Genomic DNA, 16,351 nt, shown 5'->3' with positions numbered 1-16,351 from the left:
CTCCTTTCTAAGTAGTGACTAGAAATTTGACGTGAGCGCGGTTCGATGCGGTGGCTGGGACAGCGCGATTGCGCGTCCGGGTCCTCCGATTGAAGCCTTCGAGCCTGGCGGGCGGCCGGCGAATATGCGGAATTCGCGGTACCCGTCGCAACGCTCCTCGAAGACGAACGGCGATTGTAGCAAATCGGGATGACTGTGGGGCGCGGAGATGGGGGCGACGCGGAGGCTTGGGATTAGCGCGGTGGGGGCCGTTGGGGCTGTTTCGCCCGCAGCCTCCGGCGCGCGGTGCGGTGCGGCGGGTGCTACGGCGCGGCTTTTACATCGACATCGCGCTTAGCTGATCAGCGCGTCACGGCTGGGCTTGCTGGGTTTGCCGCTTCTGCCGCCGCCAGCCACCCGTTACGCAATTGACCGATGCCCGCTCGCGCCGACTCCACAAACCGCTGCGAGAAGCGAAACGCGTCGGCGACATCGGCGGGATCGGGCGTTTGCCAGCCGAACGCGATGCGGAAGTAGCGCTCAGCGTGAATGCCCGCGTGGTAATGCATGCGCACGCGCTTCGCGCCGTGCAGACGCGGATTGCCGAAAACTTCGCGCAACGCCCACGAAAATGCGCCATCCTCGCCGCCGATGCGTCGAAAGGCGTCGTCCATTGGAAAGCCCCCGAGCGCGGTGTAAGCCGCCCGTCGCACGACGAGACTGCTCGGCACCGTGTTGCTGAGCGTCGCCGCATGCTGCGCGAAGTCAGGGTGCTCCGTGATGTCGGCGGGGAAGCCGGCATAGTCGACGTCGAGCCGCACTGACATCTGCGCCGGGTTCCGCGCGAGGAATGCGCTCGCCGCCGCCAATGCGCCGGGCAGGTATTCGTCGTCGGCGTCGAGAAAGGCGAGCACATCGTGCGATGCATGCAGCGCGCCCCAGTTGCGCGCGCGCGCCGCGCCGCCGTTGCACGGCATGCGCAGCAACTGGACGCGCGGGTCGGAGCGGGCGCTTTCAAGCGCGAGCTCCGCGGACGCATCGCCCGAGCCGTCGTCCACCACGATGATCTGCGCCGCCTCGGGCTGGCAGCGGCAGCTATCCAGCGCGCGGACGAGTGTGGACGCGCCGTTGTAACAGGGAATCACGATGCAGATGCCGGAAAGAGGCGTCATAAGACAGTGCGGACGAACAAAGCGCCGATGGTAGCGCCCGCCGCGAAGCGCTCATCTTGATAAAGCGCGGCACGTTGAGCCGTGTCGCCAGGCCGGCGCCCCGCCCTCGCCGCCATAAATCGCATGACTTACAATCGTCCGATTCATTCCAATCTGGAATCCGGAGCCCACCGTGGAACTGCGTGCGCTGCGCTATTTCGTCGAAGTCGTTCGTCAGCAGAGCTTCACCGTCGCCGCCGAGCAGATGTTCGTCACCCAACCCACCATCAGCAAGATGGTGAAGTCGCTCGAAGACGAGATCGGCTCGCCGCTGCTCCTGCGCGACGGGCGGCAGATGGTGCTCACCGACGCGGGCCGCATCGTCTATCAGCGCGGCCAGGAGGTGCTCGCCGCGCACGCGCAGTTGCAAGCCGAGCTGAACGACCTGGACGCGCTCGGCCGGGGCGAACTGACTATCGGTATTCCGCCGATGGGCGGCTCGCTCTTCACGCCGGCCATCGCCACCTTCCGGCAGCGCTATCCGAAAATCGAGCTGAAGCTGTTCGAACAGGGCTCCCGAGCCATCGAGACGGCGCTCATCAATGGCGAACTCGAGCTCGGCGGAGTGTTGCAACCGGTGGATCCGCACAATATCGACGTGCTACCGATCACGCGCCAACTGCTATGGCTCGTCGCGCGCACCGGCTCGCGTTGGGACGACTTGCGCGAGGTGCCGCTCGCGCAGCTTGCGGACGAGCCGTTCGTGTTCTACGGCGAAAGCCTCGCGCTCAACGACGTCGTGCTGAGCGCCTGCCGCGCTGCGGGCTTTGCGCCGACTATTGTCGGACGCAGCGGGCACTGGGACTTCATGGCGGCGCTCGTGCTCGCCGGAGTCGGCATTGCATTGCTGCCCGCGCCCTACTGCCGGCGGCTCGATGCCGCGCAGTTCACATGCCGGCCGGTGGTCGAACCGGAGATTCCGTGGGAAATGGCGATCGGCTGGCGCCGCGACGGTTATCTGTCGCATGCCGCCCGCGCCTGGCTGGAGGTCGCTCGCGAGACGCTGCCCGGCCGCGCCGGCGACGATCTGATGCTCGGCCTGACCGGCATCGCCGCGCCGCTCCGGCTGCCGCGGCAGGAATGAGGCGCTGCCCGTCTCTCATGCCGCACTCGCAGTGGGCGCCGCCGCACCAGGCAATTCCACCGCTTGCGGCTCGCGCCGGCTTGCCGCGATCAGATCGGCCGCGCGTTCGCCGATCATGACAGTCGGCGAATTCGTATTGCCGCCGATCAGCGTCGGCATGACCGACGCATCCACAATCCGCAGCCCCGCGACACCGCGCACCCGCAATTGCGGATCCACCACCGACCGCGCGTCGCCGCCCATCCTGCAAGTGGCGACCGGGTGATAGATCGTGTCCGCGTGCCCGGCAATGGTCTGGCGCAGTTGCTCGTCGGTCTGCCCCGGCCGCGTGTACAACTCGCGCCCGCCGCACAGCGCAAGCGACGGCGCGTCGAGAATCCGCCGCGCCATCTGCACGCCTTCCACCAGCAGATCGAGATCGCGCGCATCGCTGAAAAAACGCGGATCGATCACGGGCGCCTCGCGCGCGTCCGCGCTCGCGAGCGTCACGGTGCCGCGGCTGAACGGCCGCAGCACGCACACATGCAGCGAATAACCATGGCCCCAATGCATGTGACGGTTATGGTCGTCGACGAGCGCTGCGCAAAAATGCAACTGCAGATCGGGGCGCGCGAGCGTCGGTTTGCTCTTCAGGAAGCCGCCGGCCTCGGCGACATTGCTCGACAGCATGCCGCGGCCATGGCGCATGAACGTGACGAGCTGCGGCACCATCCGCGCGATGCCGCGCACCGAAAAACCTGTCGGCTCGATCGACGACACGCGCTTGTTGATCGTGAAATCGACGTGGTCGATCAGGTTCCGGCCGACGTCCGGCGCATCGTGCAGCACCTCGATGCCCTGCGCCTGCAGGTGCGCGGCCGGCCCGATGCCGGAGCACATCAGCAGTTGCGGCGAATTGAAGGCGCCCGCCGCGAGCACGACTTCGGCGCGCGCCGTCAGCGTCTCGCGACGGCCCCCGCGCACCACGTCCACGCCGCACGCGCGCTTGTCCCTGAAAAGCACGCGCAACACCGTAGCGTCCGCGATGGTGTGCAGATTGGCGCGCGCACGGTCGTAGATATAGGCGCGCGCGACGCTGCAGCGCCGGCCGTCGCGCTGCGTGACCTGATAAAAGCCGATGCCTTCCTGATCCGCGCCGTTGAAGTCGTCGTTCGGTTTGTAGCCGGCTTCCATCGCGGCCTGCACGAAGCGCTTCGAAAACGGATTCCGGTAGCGCAAATCCGACACGGTCAGCGGCCCGCTGTCGCCGTGCCACGCGTCAGCGCCGCGCTCGTTGCCCTCGGCGCGGCGGAAATACGGCAGGACCTCCTGCCAGGACCAGCCCTCGCAGCCCAATTGCGCCCACTCGTCGTAATCCAGCGGATGACCGCGCGTGTAGATCATCGCGTTGATCGCACTCGATCCGCCGAAGCCGCGCCCGCGCGGCTGATAGCCACGCCGCCCGGCGAGGCCCGGCTGCGGCGTCGTCAGATAGCCATAGTTCGTCCTGAGCTTGTGCGGCACCACCGCCGCCACGCCCACCGGCATATTGACCAGCAGGTTGCGGTTGGTGTGCGGGCCGGCTTCGATCAGCGCAATCGTCGCGTCGGGACAGCTGTCCGCGAGACGGCTCGCGAGCGCGCAGCCGCCCGAGCCGGCGCCTACGATGATGTAGTCGTATTCCATCGCTCCTCCTGATGGGCCGCGTTGTCGGCGGGCCCTGTCTCGTGCACACTTGTCTACGTGTGTTGTCCACGCATTGTAGGGAGCGTTCGCAGGCCGCGGCGGCCCGACGTCAGAGCGATTACTCTAAACGTAAGCGCCCCCGCGCCCCTATGATGAAAGACCCGCGCGCGCCCGCCGGACGGCCGCTCGCTGGCATTCAAACAGCGCCCGCGCAGCGCCCGCTTTCGAGCCGTGGCGCACACGCGGCGATCAAACAGCGCCGCGCGAATTCATGCCGGAGACTGGGCACGAATGGCCCCGGAAGGGCGTTGGGAAAGCGTCGAACAATCGTCGAAAGGCGCCCGCACACGCAGGAGGGCGCGAAAAGGAGCCTACGCCGCGCGCCGAAAACGCGCCGGCGAGCGTGCCGCGAACACGCGGCGAAGGGAGACAGCAGATGCAACGCCATAGCTTCGGCCAGACTCACGAGGTCACCAATCAGGTGCCGCCGCTCGCGGATTACAACCTTTTTTCCACGGACGCCGCGTTGTCCGCCGCCGTGGAACGCGACGGCGCCGCATGGCACCGTGACGCGCTGCTGCGCCACGGCGCGGCGCTCACCACACCCGAGGCTCTCGCGCTCGCCGAGCTCGCCAATCGTCACACGCCCGAGCTCGTCACCCACAGCCCGCGCGGCGAAAGGATTGACGCGCTCGAGTTTCATCCCGCGTGGCATGCGTTGCTTGCGCTGCTGCGCCGCGAGGGACTGCATGCGCTGCCGTTCTCCGATCCGCGGCCCGGCGCGATGGCCGCGCGCTGCGCCGGCTACTTCCTGCATGCGCAGATCGAATCCGGCTCGCTGTGTCCGTTGACCATGACCTTCGCGAGCATTCCGGTGTTGCAGCGCGAGCCGCAGCTCTTCGACACGTTGCGCGACAAGCTGTACGCGCGCGAGCACGATCTGCGCGACCTGCCGCTTGCGCACAAGACTTCCGCGATGATCGGCATGGGCATGACCGAGAAACAGGGCGGCTCCGACGTGCGCAGCAATCAGACGCAGGCGCGCGCGATTGCCGCCGGCGGTCGCGGCGGCGCCTACGAGCTGGTCGGCCACAAATGGTTTTTCTCGGCCCCGCAATGCGACGCTCATCTGGTGCTCGCCCGCACGCACGATCACGTCGGCCTGTCGTGCTTCTTCGTGCCGCGCTTCACGCCCGACGGCAGCAAGAACGCCGTGCAGATCCAGCGTCTGAAAGACAAGCTCGGCAACCGCTCGAACGCGAGCAGCGAAGTCGAATTTCTTGACGCGTTCGGCATCATGATCGGCGACGAAGGGCGCGGCGTGCCGACCATCATCGAAATGGCGAACTACACGCGGCTCGATTGCGTGATCGGCAGCGCGGCGCTGATGCGCGCGGCGCTCGTGCAGGCCATTCACCACGCGCGCCATCGCAGCGCGTTCGGCCGCAATCTCGTCGACCAACCGTTGATGCGCAATGTGCTGGCCGACCTCGCGCTGGAATCCGAAGCGGCCACCGTGCTGTTCATGCGGCTCGCGCACGCATTCGAGCAATCGACCGACGCCGCGGCAACGTCCGCTGGAACTTCGTCCACGGCACTCGCCGAGCGCGCGTGGCGGCGCATCGTCACGCCGGCCGCGAAATACTGGGTGTGCAAACGCACGCTCGAATTCACCGGAGAGGCGATGGAAGTCTGGGGCGGCAACGGTTATGTCGAGACCGGCCCGATGGCGCGCTTCTATCGCGAGGCGCCCGTCAATTCGATCTGGGAAGGCTCGGGCAACGTCATGTGCCTCGACGTGCTGCGCGCGATGGAACGCGAACCCGAAGCCGCGCAGGCGCTCTTCGCCCAATGGCAGGCCGATGCCGCCGCACATCCGGCTCTGCGCGCCGCGCTCGGCCAACTCGCCGCGACGTTGCACGGGCCCGCCCAGCATCGCGAGGGCTTGGCGCGGCGCATCGCGCAGCAGATCGTGCTGATCGCGCAGGCCACGCTGCTCGTAAAGCACACGCCCGCGGCTGTCGCGGAGGCGTTCATTGCCACGCGTCTCGCGGAAGGCTGCGGCGAAAGCGGCCGCGTCTACGGCACGCTGCCCGCGACGTTCGATCATGCGGCGATCATCGAGCGGGCTTTTCCCGCTTGAGCGGCACCAACGTGGCATTGCAAGCGGCAACACCCAAAACATCAATAAGCGCGGCGTGACCGCGCATCCATCATCAGGGAGTGATGAACCATGAAGAACGATTTGCCCGAGGTCGCCGCGCTCGCCGCGCTGTTGCGCGATCAGCAGCATGCGTATCTGCGCGCGCCGTATCCGTCGTGGGACACGCGCGCGGCGCACCTGAAAGCGCTGCGCACCGTGCTGCTGGATAACCGCGACGCGCTCGCGGACGCACTGAGCGCCGACTTCGGCAATCGCGCGAAAGAGGAAGTGCTGCTTGCCGAATTCCTGCTGGTGAAGGAGGAAATCGACGCGGCGCTGCGCCACGGCAAACGCTGGATGAAAGCGCAGCGCCGCAGCACCAACAAATGGCTGCTGCCGGCGCGGGCGAAAGTCGTGCCGCAGCCACTCGGCGTGGTCGGGATTATCGTGCCGTGGAATTATCCCGTGCTGCTCGCCGCCGGGCCACTGATCAGCGCGCTCACGGCAGGCAACCGCGCGATCATCAAGATGTCCGAACTGACGCCGCGCACGTCCGCGTTGTTCGAGCGGCTGATCGGCGAGACGTTTGCGCGCGACCACGTCGCGGTCGTGAACGGCGACGCCGCGCTCGCCGCCGCTTTCAGCGCGCAGCCGTTCGATCACCTGCTGTTTACCGGATCGACGAAAATCGGCCACGAAGTGATGCGCGCCGCCGCCGCGAATCTCACGCCCGTCACGCTCGAACTCGGGGGCAAGTCGCCCGCGATCATTGGCGAGCACGCGCGCTTTGACAACGCCGTGGAGAATCTCCTCGCCGGCAAGACGCTCAACGCCGGGCAGACCTGCGTCGCGCCGGACTACGTGCTCGTGCCGCGCGGCAAGGAACAGGCGTTTATCGAGCGGGCGCGCGCGTGCATGGCGAAGATGTATCCAGGCATCGCGCGCAATCCGGACTACACGTCGATCATTTCGCCGCGGCACTTCGAGCGCCTTCAGCGTCTCGCGGACGAAGCGCAGGCCGCCGGCGCGCAACTGCAGCCGCTCACCGACAGCGCGCCCGATGCGGCCAGCCGCTGCTTTCCGCCTGTCGCGGTGACGAATGTCCCGCCCGAATGCGCGCTGATGGATGAGGAAATCTTCGGGCCGCTCCTGCCCATCGTGCCGTACGACACGCTCGACGACGCTATCGCCTGGATCAACGCGCGGCCGCGCCCGCTCGCGCTTTATCTGTATGCGGACGACGCCGCCACCATCGACCGCGTCACGCATGAAACCATCGCCGGGGGCATGGCGATCAACGAAACGCTAATGCATCTCGCCTGCGAGAGCCTGCCGTTCGGCGGAGTGGGCGCGAGCGGCATGGGCGCCTATCACGGCTACGAAGGCTTCGTGACGTTTTCGAAGATGAAGCCGGTGCTGACGCAGGCGCGCCTGAACGCGCGCGGCTGGATCGCGCCGCCGTACGGCAAGCGCGTCAATGCGTTGCTCAAGCTGATGATGCGGTTTTGAGGGGATCTGGCGCGGCGTGGGATGCCGTGATGCGGGGTTGGGTGATTCGGCGGTCGCATCGTCTGCGGCCCTCGCCGGCAGCGCCTTCACGGACTGCCGGTCAACGCCCGCCCGCGCCTCCATCCACATCCACCGCCACGACGTCGATGACATCGCCGGCCCGTCTCTTCGCACCGCCCGGCGCCGCCTGCGGCGGCTCCTGCTCTGCCCCGCTTTCCAGCCGATGCAGCCACGCCAGCAATTCCGCCACCGCCTGATACAGCTGCGGCGGAATGCGCGCGTCGAGGTCCACCTGCATCAGCAGCGAGACCATTTCGGGCGCTTCGTGCACGTAGAGGCCGGCTTCCTTCGCGCGCTGCACGATCATCTCGGCGAGCATGCCGTAGCCCTTGGCGATGACGCGCGGCGCGGGATCGCTGCCGTGGGCGTCGTAGACGAGCGCTGCCGCACTGCGGCGATGTTTGCGGCTCATCACATGTCCCAGTCGAAGTCGTCGAGCGGCGCGCGGCGGCCCTTTCCAGCCGCGCTGCCTGGTGCCGTGGCGGACGCACCGGCCGCTGTTGCCGCCGATGCCGCGGCGCCCACGCCTGCCGAAGCCGAGCGCGCATACGCCGACGCCGCCGCCTGAGCGGCCGCCGCCGCGCCCGCTGCGGCCGTGCCGGTGGCCGGCGCCCCGCCGCCAATCTCGCGGATCGTCAAGCCATGCAACTGGATGCCGGCCGCCGCAAGCCGCTGGCGAAAGCTCTCGCCCTGCATCGCAAGGCGCGCCGCGCCGCCGGGGCTCGCTTGCACGCGCGCGACGAGGCGCATGCCGGTCAAAGTCAATTCGGCGTCGACGGTGCCGAGCGTCGGCAGCGACAGCGTGAGGCGCGTGCGCCACGGCTGGTCGTCTTCGCTCGCCGTGCCGCCGCCGCTGCGGTCCCACTCGTCGCCTTCCTGTTCGATGGTCCAGTCAAGTTTCGCGCCGGGCCAAGCCTCGCCCGTCCAGCGGAACTGGCCGGTGGCGAGCAGATCGAGCTGCTGGCGCACAAGCGGCACCGTCGCGGGATGAACCGCCGCGGCCTGCGCCGTCTGCGACGCGCCGTTGTCGGCCGCCGTCGAAGCCGCGTTGTGCAGCCCCGCATGCGCCGGCTGACCGTTCAGGTCCGACAGCGAACTGGCCAGCACTTCACCGGCGACGAAACGCGCGGCGTGCGCCGTGTCGATCGACGGCATGGCGCGGCCGGCGCCCATGGCGGCATTCGCACTATTCGCGGCGTTCGGATTTGCGCCGTCGGCGGCCGCGCCGGACGCACCGTTCTGCGCGGCGCCCGTGCCCTGTCTGGCAGCGCCCGCGGCAGACGCAGTCGACGCCTCGCCGGCAGTCCCGCTCCAGTTCAGCGGCAATTGCGCGGCTGCGGCCACGAGCTTGTTCTGCGCCTCACCGGCGAGCGTCTCAGGCGAGCGCTGGCCGCTCAGCCATTGCGCAAGATGCGCTTCGTAAAAGAGACCGCTGTCGCCGACCGTCCGCGCTAGCGCGGCCGCAAGCGCCGCCACGGGCACCTGGGCCGCCGCCACATTGGCCGTGGCCGCGGCGGCGGCGGTGTTCGAAGCGGGATTGGAAGCAGGATTCGCAGCGGCGGGGGCGTCGAAGAGCGGCAACCCGCCGACTTCGACGTCGAGCGCAGGCGCGGCGGGCCAGATCGGCGTCTGCCCGACAATCGCGGGCGTCGCCTCGCCGCCCGAGCGCACGATCGCGTTGAGCGTGAGCGCGACGGCGGACAAGGCCGTCTGCGCGGAGGGCTGCGGCGCGGGCGGGGCGACGGGAGCCGCCATGGTCGGCGCCTCCTCGACGTCCGCCGCGCCGGTCTGAGTGGTGGCGGCGCTGCCGGGACCAATATTCAGCAGGCTGTCGATGCGGGTCGCAAGCAGCGATGCGAGAGCCGTGTCGATTCCGTTCATGCCGATTCCTTGGTCACATTGGCGGCAGCGCGCTCAAATTCGTTCAGTCGGACGCCTCGCGGCTACCTCGGGGCTCCAGTCAGCGCGCCCCGTACAGCTCCTTGAGCACCCGCGACGGCCGCCCGCCGAACAACGCCGACAGCTTGGCGAGGCTCGGATTGGCCAGATCGCGGATCGCGGCGTCGTCGGCGAGAATCTGCCGGATCAGCGCGTACTTGCGCAGGCGCTCCGTCTCGTCGAGCTTGACGCCCGTCTCCGCCTCCTTGAGCGCGTCCACGAGCAGCCGGTATTCGTCCTGCAGGTGGACCAGATCGTTCCACAGGGCGCGTCGGGCAGCCATCAGCATGCGGCAGGACAGCGCTGCGATGGCCTCGTAGCGGGCAAAGTATTCTGCGTTCGATGTCATCTCATGCTTTCCGCGGCCGGCTGTGCAGCCATCCGCGCTATCTCCGGGGCAATCCCGATCCATGCCTCTTCGAGCGTCGCCAGCAGACCGTCGACCTCGACCAGCATTGCCTCGCTCGCTTTTATATTGGCTTCCAGCAGCCGGCGCGACATATAGCCATATAGCGCGTTCAGCCGCTGCGCAATCTCGCCGCCCACCTCAAGGTTGAGCGACTGTTGCAGCCCGCTTTCGACGATTTGAATCGCCTTGCCGATCGCCTCTCCACGACCGGACACATTGCCCTGCTGCACGTGCATCCGCGCTTGCGCGATTGCCTGCCGGGCCCCCTGATACAACATCACGATCAGACGATGCGGACTCGCGCCCATCACCCCTGTCTCGACGCCCACGCGTGCGTACGCATTGGCTCCAGAGTGTCCTGGGGAAAACATCGGCGCTCCTCCTCAATTGCAACTACGGTTGGTCGTGGCAGCCCATCGGGCAGCGTTGCCGCACCCAGATTCATGCCTGTATCTGGTTATCGGATACGCAGCGAAAAAGCTTTAGGCCAGTGTAAGGAGGATTAAGGGGTCAGGCTGCGCGCACCCGCCAGGCGGGCGTGTACGCGCGTGCGGGCGGTTTGCGGCCGCAGCGGGCGGAACATTCTTGCCGCTGCGGCCGCGGTCTCGTTCAGACCTGCATCTGCATGATGTCGTTGTAGGCGGTCACCAGCTTGTTGCGCACCTGCAGGCCGAACTGGAAGCCGACATTGGCCTTCTGCATGTCGACCATCACGTCGTTCAGCGACACGTTCGACGCGCCCAGCTCGAACGCCTTCGATTCGCCGACCGCCTTGTTCTGATCGCCGCTGATCTTGTCCAGCGAGGCCTTCAGCGCCGACGCAAAGCCGCCGGCCGTGGCCGCGCCGGACTCCCCTGCGGCCGAAGCGCCGGTTGCCGCGGTGCTGCCGCCGGCGGCCGCTGCCGCCATCGAATGCAACTGTTGCAGCGCCGACGAAATCGCGTTCACGGGCAAAGTCATGTTCTCTCCAGTAATGACGAGCGGCACGACCAAACCGTACCGATCTGGACGAAAGCATAGCAGTGGCCCTCGCGGGAAAGCCCCGAAACTAGGGGGGAAACCCGGCTCTATTCAAGCAATCGGGCGGGGCGTGCGTGCGGATAATTTCAGTCGTGAAAGTATCTGTCCATACCCCCGCCGGCCCTCGGCGCGGTGCAGCGGCAGAACGCAAAGGCATCCCGGAGAAACCCGACGCATGGATTCGTCAGCCAACTCTTTGATCAACCCCGACGCCCGCATGGGCCTCGCCGGCGCGCAGCCCGGCGCGGCCGCGGCGGGCGCCGGCCAGCCAGGCGGCAACGCGGACCTGGGCGGCCTCGGTGGCGGCCTCGGCGGCAATTTCGGCCAGCGCCTGTCGGGCCTCGCGCAAATGCGCGGCAACCCGCGCGCCCCGCTGATCTTCGCGGTGGCGGTACTCGTCGCCGTGGTGGCGGGTCTGTTCCTGTGGTCGCGCGCGCCGGACTACAAGGTGCTTTACAGCAACCTGTCCGACCGCGACGGCGGCGCCATCATCACGGCGCTGCAGCAGGCGAACATTCCGTACAAGTTCTCCGATGCCGGCGGCGCCATCCTCGTGCCGGCCGAGCAGGTGCATGAGATGCGGCTGCGCCTCGCCTCGCAGGGCCTGCCGAAGAGCGGCTCGGTCGGCTTCGAACTGATGGACAACCAGAAGTTCGGCATCAGCCAGTTCGCCGAGCAGATCAACTATCAGCGCGCGCTGGAAGGCGAGCTGGAACGCACGATCGAATCCATTTCGTCGGTCAAGTCGGCGCGCGTGCATCTGGCGATTCCGAAGCCTTCCGTGTTCGTGCGCGACAAGGAAGCGCCGTCGGCCTCCGTGCTCGTCAATCTGTTCCCGGGCCGCGCGCTCGACGAAGGCCAGGTGCTCGCGATCACCCATATGGTGTCGTCGGCGGTGCCGGAAATGCCGGTCAAGGGCGTGACCATTCTCGACCAGGACGGCAACCTGCTGACGCAGCCGACGACGGGCGGCGGACTCGACGCCTCGCAACTGAAGTATCGCCAGCAGATCGAGCGCAACACGCAGCAGCGCATCGACGCAATCCTCGCGCCGCTCTTCGGCGCCGGCAACGCGCATTCGCAGGTGAGCGCCGACATCGACTTCTCGCGCAGCGAACAGACGTCGGAAAACTACGGCCCGAACGGCAACCCGCAACAGGCCGCGATCCGCAGCCAGCAATCGAGCACCGCGACCGAAATGTCGCAAGGCGGCGCCTCGGGCGTGCCGGGCGCGCTGTCGAACCAGCCGCCGCAGCCGGCCTCCGCGCCGATCAACGCGCCGAACGGCGCGAGCAGCAGCGTCACGACGACGCCCGTCAGCGACCGCAAGGACATGACGACCAACTACGAGCTCGACAAGACCGTGCGCCACCTCGAGCAGCCGATGGGCGGCATCCGGCGCCTGTCGGTGGCGGTGGTGGTCAACTATCTGCGGGTGGTCGACGGCAAGGGTCATGCGACCATGCAGCCGGTCAGCGCCGACAAGCTCGCGCAGGTCAACCAGCTCGTGAAGGACGCGATGGGCTTCGACGCGCAGCGCGGCGACTCGGTCAACGTGGTCAACAGCCCGTTCACCGCCGAGCTCGACCCGAACGCCGACCTGCCGTGGTGGCGCACGCCCGACATGCTGGCGCTCTACAAGCAGATCGCCACGTATCTCGGCATCGGCGCGGTGGCTCTGTTCCTCTACTTCGTGATGGTGAAGCCCGCGCTGCGCCGCGCCTTCCCGCCGCCGGAGCCGGTCGTGGCCGCGGCGCTGCCGTCGCCGGACGAGCCGATCCTGCTCGACGGCATTCCGGCCGCCGAGCGCGCCGGCAACGGTAATGTCGAAATCGACAACAGCGACAGCGAACTGCTGGCGCTGGAAAACGCGAAGCACAAATATGAGCGGAACCTGGAGTTCGCGCGCAACATCGCGCGCCAGGATCCGAAGATCGTTGCAACTGTCGTCAAGAATTGGGTGACCGATGAGCGCTGAAGGCGTAATGAAGAGCGCGCTTCTGCTGATGTCGATCGGCGAGGAAGAAGCGGCGCAGGTGTTCAAGTTCCTTGGACCGCGCGAAGTCCAGAAGATCGGCGTCGCGATGGCCGCCATGAAGGCCGTGACGCGCGAGGAGATCGACGTCGTGCTGCACGAGTTCGTGCGCGAGGCGGAAAAGCACACCGGCATGTCGCTCGACTCGAACGAGTACATCCGGTCCGTGCTGACCAAGGCGCTCGGCGACGACAAGGCCGGCGCGATCATCGACCGGATTCTGCAGGGCAGCGATACCAGCGGTATCGAGGGCCTCAAGTGGATGGACTCGCCCGCCGTCGCGGAACTGATCAAGAACGAGCACCCGCAGATCATCGCGACGATTCTCGTGCACCTCGACCGCGACCAGGCGTCGGAAATCGTCTCGTGCTTCACCGACCGTCTGCGTAACGACGTGCTGCTGCGCATCGCGACGCTCGACGGCATTCAGCCGGCCGCGCTGCGCGAGCTCGACGACGTCCTCACGCACCTGCTGTCCGGCAGCGACAACCTGAAGCGCAGCCCGATGGGCGGCATTCGCACGGCGGCGGAAATCCTCAACTTCATGTCGAGCAATCACGAGGAAGGCGTCATCGAGAACGTCCGCCAGTACGACGCGGAGCTCGCGCAGAAGATCGTCGACCAGATGTTCGTGTTCGAGAACCTGCTCGACCTGGAAGACCGCGCGATCCAGCTGCTGCTGAAAGAAGTGGAATCCGAGGCGCTGATCATCTCGCTGAAGGGCGCCGCGCCCGCGCTGCGTCAGAAGTTCCTCTCGAACATGTCGCAGCGCGCCGCCGAACTACTCGCCGAAGACCTCGACGCACGCGGCCCGGTCCGCGTCTCCGAAGTGGAGACGCAGCAGCGCCGCATCCTGCAGATCGTGCGCAACCTGGCGGAAAGCGGCCAGATCGTGATTGGCGGCAAGGCGGAAGATGCATATGTCTAACCGCAACTCCACGGCAAAGGAAAGCCTCTCGGCCTACCAGCGCTGGGAGATGGCCTCGTTCGACCCGGTGCCGCCCGCGCCGCCTTCAACCGAGGCCGACGAAGCCGCGCTGGAAGCCGAACTCGAGCGCCTGCGCGAAGCCGCGCATGCGCAGGGCATCGCGTCGGGCCATGTGGCCGGTCAGGCGCTCGGCTATCAGGCCGGCTACGACCAGGGCCATGCGCAAGGCTTCGAACAGGGCCGCAGCGAAGCGCGCGAGGAAGCCGCAAGGCTCGCCGCGCTCGCCGAAACCTTCAAGGCCGCGCTCGACGGCGCGCAAGGCGCGATTTCGGAGACGCTCGTCTCGCTCGCGCTCGACATCGCGCAACAGGTGGTGCGCCAGCACGTGCAGCACGACCCGACCGCGCTCATCGCCGCCGCGCGCGAAGTGCTCGCCGCCGAGCCGGCGCTCACGGGCGCGCCCGCGCTGATCGTGAGTCCGGCCGACCTGCCGGTGGTCGAAGCGTATCTGATGGAAGAACTGCAAACGCGCGGCTGGACCGTGCGCACCGATCCGGCTGTCGAGCGCGGCGGCTGCCGCGCGCAGGCCGGCAGCGGCGAAGTGGATGCGGGCATCGATACACGCTGGGAACGCGTCGCCGCGGCGCTCGGCAAAGTGAGTACATGGTGAAGCCGACGCTCGAGGAAATCCGCGCAAGCGACCTGACGCCGCTCGAACGCGAGCTGGCGCTGGCCTCGTTCGGCGCCGAGGCGCTCGCGGACACGCCGTTCGCGGATGGTGTGTCGGCCGGCGAATTGCTGGGCGGGTCTGCGCTGTCGGCGGCGTCTGCCGCGGGCGGTGCGGCTCAGGGTCACGCGCATCCGCTGACCGGCTCGGCGGCGAGCCGCGAGTCGGCGCCGGCCGCTCACGTCGGCGCAAATGCAGCGGCTGGAGCCGGGGCCGCGCGCACCGCCGCCAAGGCAGCGGCACCTTACGATCCCGCGCTCGACAGCAATCCGCACATGCAAGCCTGGCGCGGCCAGCTCGACGCGCTGCGCGCACGCAACGCGCTCGCCAAGCCGATGCTCGCCTGCGGACGGCTGACACGCGCCGCCGGTCTCGTGCTCGAAGCCGTCGGCCTGCGTCTTTCCGTGGGCGCCGAAGTGATGATCGAACTGCCGCCCGGCAGTTCGCTGCCGATGGCCGAAGCCGAAGTGGTCGGCTTTTCCGGCGACAAACTGTTTCTGATGCCGACCACCGAAGTGATCGGCCTGCTGCCCGGCGCGCGCGTCTTTCCGCTGGAAAGCGCGCCGATCGCGGACCCCATGGCGGGCGCGAAGCGCCTGCCGGTCGGCTGGGAGCTGCTCGGCCGCGTGCTCGACGCGTCCGGCCGTCCGCTGGACGGGCTCGGCCCGCTCGGCGCGCAGACCGACGCGCCGCTTTCCGCGCCGGTCATCAATCCGCTGAACCGCGAGCCGATTCACAAGGTGCTCGACGTCGGCGTGCGCGCGATCAATGCCCTTCTCACGGTGGGACGCGGGCAGCGCATGGGCCTCTTCGCCGGCTCGGGCGTCGGTAAATCCGTGCTGCTCGGCACGATGGCGCGCTACACCAGCGCCGAAGTGATCGTGATCGGGCTGATCGGCGAACGCGGCCGCGAAGTGAAGGAGTTCATCGAACAGATTCTCGGCGAGGAAGGTCTCGCGCGCTCGGTGGTGATCGCCGCGCCGGCCGACGTGTCGCCGCTTTTGCGGATGCAGGCGGCGGCCTACTCGACCTCGCTCGCCGAATATTTCCGCGACCAGGGCAAGCATGTGCTGCTGCTGATGGATTCGCTGACCCGCTACGCGATGGCGCAGCGCGAGATCGCGCTGGCCGTGGGCGAGCCGCCCGCCACCAAGGGTTACCCGCCTTCCGTGTTCGCGAAGCTGCCGGCGCTCGTCGAGCGGACCGGCAACGGCCCGGCGGGCGGCGGCTCGATCACCGCGTTCTACACGGTGCTGACAGAAGGCGACGATCAGCAGGACCCGATCGCCGACTCCGCGCGGGCGATTCTCGACGGCCATATCGTGCTGTCTCGCTCGCTCGCGGAAGCCGGCCACTATCCGGCGATCGACATCGAAGCGTCGATTAGCCGGGCAATGACCGCGCTGATCGACGATAACCATCTGGACAAAACGCGTATGTTCAAGCAGATGCTGTCGCGCTATCAGCGCAACCGCGATCTGATCAACGTGGGCGCGTATTCGAGCGGGCGCGACGCGCTGCTCGACCGTGCCATCGCGCTGTATCCGCGGATGGAAGCCTTCCTGCAGCAAGGCTTTCGCGAGTGCGCGAACTTTGAACCGAGTATCGAGATGCTGGACGCGCTGTTTGCCCAAGGAGGCTGA

The 16,351-nt window shown here is 67.7% G+C and carries 14 protein-coding genes and 1 riboswitch; of the genes, 7 read left to right on the top strand and 7 right to left on the bottom strand.

Annotation, left to right across the window (positions count from 1 at the left end):
• Window positions 1-26 precede the first annotated feature (26 nt).
• A riboswitch (S-adenosyl-L-homocysteine riboswitch) is annotated at window positions 27-165 on the bottom strand.
• A 176-nt stretch (window positions 166-341) separates the two neighbouring features.
• Window positions 342-1,151, bottom strand: coding sequence for a glycosyltransferase family A protein (locus tag ACEN8U_RS14735; RefSeq protein ID WP_310104210.1), 810 nt, complete (start codon window positions 1,149-1,151; stop codon window positions 342-344).
• Between the two features lie 172 nt (window positions 1,152-1,323).
• On the opposite strand from ACEN8U_RS14735, the gene ACEN8U_RS14730 reads away from it, so the two are divergent.
• A complete protein-coding gene (locus ACEN8U_RS14730) occupies window positions 1,324-2,274 on the top strand; it encodes a LysR family transcriptional regulator (RefSeq protein WP_015003978.1) in 951 nt (316 codons plus the stop codon).
• A 15-nt stretch (window positions 2,275-2,289) separates the two neighbouring features.
• Here the strand turns inward: ACEN8U_RS14730 and ACEN8U_RS14725 are convergent, their stop codons facing one another.
• Window positions 2,290-3,939 carry a GMC family oxidoreductase gene (locus tag ACEN8U_RS14725; protein ID WP_310104215.1) on the bottom strand — a complete coding sequence of 550 codons (1,650 nt, stop codon included), beginning with the start codon at window positions 3,937-3,939 and terminating at the stop codon, window positions 2,290-2,292.
• A gap of 436 nt (window positions 3,940-4,375) precedes the next feature.
• On the opposite strand from ACEN8U_RS14725, the gene ACEN8U_RS14720 reads away from it, so the two are divergent.
• Window positions 4,376-6,082 carry an isovaleryl-CoA dehydrogenase gene (locus ACEN8U_RS14720; RefSeq protein WP_310104218.1) on the top strand — a complete coding sequence of 569 codons (1,707 nt, stop codon included), beginning with the start codon at window positions 4,376-4,378 and terminating at the stop codon, window positions 6,080-6,082.
• Between the two features lie 90 nt (window positions 6,083-6,172).
• Complete coding sequence (locus ACEN8U_RS14715) at window positions 6,173-7,591, top strand: coniferyl aldehyde dehydrogenase (RefSeq protein ID WP_310104222.1); 1,419 nt, start codon at window positions 6,173-6,175, stop codon at window positions 7,589-7,591.
• Between the two features lie 100 nt (window positions 7,592-7,691).
• On the opposite strand, the gene ACEN8U_RS14710 is transcribed toward ACEN8U_RS14715, so the two are convergent.
• The 5 genes from ACEN8U_RS14710 to fliE form a co-directional block, all read right to left on the bottom strand.
• Window positions 7,692-8,063, bottom strand: coding sequence for an EscU/YscU/HrcU family type III secretion system export apparatus switch protein (locus ACEN8U_RS14710; RefSeq protein WP_310104224.1), 372 nt, complete (start codon window positions 8,061-8,063; stop codon window positions 7,692-7,694).
• The gene (locus ACEN8U_RS14705) at window positions 8,063-9,532 is read right to left on the bottom strand and encodes a flagellar hook-length control protein FliK (RefSeq protein WP_310104227.1); all 1,470 of its coding nucleotides are present in this window, start codon (window positions 9,530-9,532) and stop codon (window positions 8,063-8,065) included. Before ACEN8U_RS14705 ends, ACEN8U_RS14710 begins: the two co-directional genes overlap by 1 nt.
• A 79-nt stretch (window positions 9,533-9,611) precedes the next feature.
• The gene (locus tag ACEN8U_RS14700) at window positions 9,612-9,938 is read right to left on the bottom strand and encodes a flagellar protein FliT (RefSeq protein ID WP_013589910.1); all 327 of its coding nucleotides are present in this window, start codon (window positions 9,936-9,938) and stop codon (window positions 9,612-9,614) included.
• Window positions 9,935-10,369, bottom strand: coding sequence for a flagellar export chaperone FliS (gene fliS / locus ACEN8U_RS14695; protein WP_013589911.1), 435 nt, complete (start codon window positions 10,367-10,369; stop codon window positions 9,935-9,937). The genes ACEN8U_RS14700 and fliS overlap by 4 nt, the downstream gene beginning before the upstream one ends.
• Before the next feature lie 238 nt (window positions 10,370-10,607).
• Window positions 10,608-10,958 carry a flagellar hook-basal body complex protein FliE gene (gene fliE, locus ACEN8U_RS14690; RefSeq protein ID WP_013589912.1) on the bottom strand — a complete coding sequence of 117 codons (351 nt, stop codon included), beginning with the start codon at window positions 10,956-10,958 and terminating at the stop codon, window positions 10,608-10,610.
• Between the two features lie 235 nt (window positions 10,959-11,193).
• Between fliE and fliF the strand changes: the two genes are divergently transcribed.
• Genes fliF through fliI form a run of 4 tightly spaced genes read left to right on the top strand, consistent with a single transcriptional unit; the run spans window position 11,194 to window position 16,351 of the window.
• Window positions 11,194-12,996 carry a flagellar basal-body MS-ring/collar protein FliF gene (gene fliF / locus ACEN8U_RS14685; RefSeq protein ID WP_015003986.1) on the top strand — a complete coding sequence of 601 codons (1,803 nt, stop codon included), beginning with the start codon at window positions 11,194-11,196 and terminating at the stop codon, window positions 12,994-12,996.
• Window positions 12,986-13,981 carry a flagellar motor switch protein FliG gene (gene fliG / locus ACEN8U_RS14680; RefSeq protein WP_013589914.1) on the top strand — a complete coding sequence of 332 codons (996 nt, stop codon included), beginning with the start codon at window positions 12,986-12,988 and terminating at the stop codon, window positions 13,979-13,981. The genes fliF and fliG overlap by 11 nt, the downstream gene beginning before the upstream one ends.
• Window positions 13,968-14,651: a flagellar assembly protein FliH gene (gene fliH, locus ACEN8U_RS14675; protein ID WP_015003988.1), complete on the top strand. Its 684-nt coding sequence runs from the start codon at window positions 13,968-13,970 to the stop codon at window positions 14,649-14,651. The genes fliG and fliH overlap by 14 nt, the downstream gene beginning before the upstream one ends.
• The gene (fliI, locus tag ACEN8U_RS14670; protein ID WP_015003989.1) at window positions 14,645-16,351 is read left to right on the top strand and encodes a flagellar protein export ATPase FliI; all 1,707 of its coding nucleotides are present in this window, start codon (window positions 14,645-14,647) and stop codon (window positions 16,349-16,351) included. Before fliH ends, fliI begins: the two co-directional genes overlap by 7 nt.

The organism is Paraburkholderia phenoliruptrix (genome assembly GCF_047325075.1).
GTDB classification, from domain to species: domain Bacteria; phylum Pseudomonadota; class Gammaproteobacteria; order Burkholderiales; family Burkholderiaceae; genus Paraburkholderia; species Paraburkholderia phenoliruptrix.
This window is presented reverse-complemented; position numbering and strand designations above follow the sequence as displayed.

What these genes read in the sequence shown, in the direction of transcription:
- ACEN8U_RS14735 (WP_310104210.1), bottom strand. Translation starts at nt 1,151, where the DNA reads ATGACGCCTCTTTCCGGCATCTGCATCGTGATTCCCTGTTACAACGGC.
- ACEN8U_RS14725 (WP_310104215.1), bottom strand. Translation starts at nt 3,939, where the DNA reads ATGGAATACGACTACATCATCGTAGGCGCCGGCTCGGGCGGCTGCGCG.
- ACEN8U_RS14720 (WP_310104218.1), top strand. Translation starts at nt 4,376, where the DNA reads ATGCAACGCCATAGCTTCGGCCAGACTCACGAGGTCACCAATCAGGTG.
- ACEN8U_RS14715 (WP_310104222.1), top strand. Translation starts at nt 6,173, where the DNA reads ATGAAGAACGATTTGCCCGAGGTCGCCGCGCTCGCCGCGCTGTTGCGC.
- ACEN8U_RS14710 (WP_310104224.1), bottom strand. Translation starts at nt 8,063, where the DNA reads ATGAGCCGCAAACATCGCCGCAGTGCGGCAGCGCTCGTCTACGACGCC.
- ACEN8U_RS14705 (WP_310104227.1), bottom strand. Translation starts at nt 9,532, where the DNA reads ATGAACGGAATCGACACGGCTCTCGCATCGCTGCTTGCGACCCGCATC.
- ACEN8U_RS14700 (WP_013589910.1), bottom strand. Translation starts at nt 9,938, where the DNA reads ATGACATCGAACGCAGAATACTTTGCCCGCTACGAGGCCATCGCAGCG.
- fliS (WP_013589911.1), bottom strand. Translation starts at nt 10,369, where the DNA reads ATGTTTTCCCCAGGACACTCTGGAGCCAATGCGTACGCACGCGTGGGC.
- fliE (WP_013589912.1), bottom strand. Translation starts at nt 10,958, where the DNA reads ATGACTTTGCCCGTGAACGCGATTTCGTCGGCGCTGCAACAGTTGCAT.
- fliF (WP_015003986.1), top strand. Translation starts at nt 11,194, where the DNA reads ATGGATTCGTCAGCCAACTCTTTGATCAACCCCGACGCCCGCATGGGC.
- fliG (WP_013589914.1), top strand. Translation starts at nt 12,986, where the DNA reads ATGAGCGCTGAAGGCGTAATGAAGAGCGCGCTTCTGCTGATGTCGATC.
- fliH (WP_015003988.1), top strand. Translation starts at nt 13,968, where the DNA reads ATGCATATGTCTAACCGCAACTCCACGGCAAAGGAAAGCCTCTCGGCC.
- fliI (WP_015003989.1), top strand. Translation starts at nt 14,645, where the DNA reads ATGGTGAAGCCGACGCTCGAGGAAATCCGCGCAAGCGACCTGACGCCG.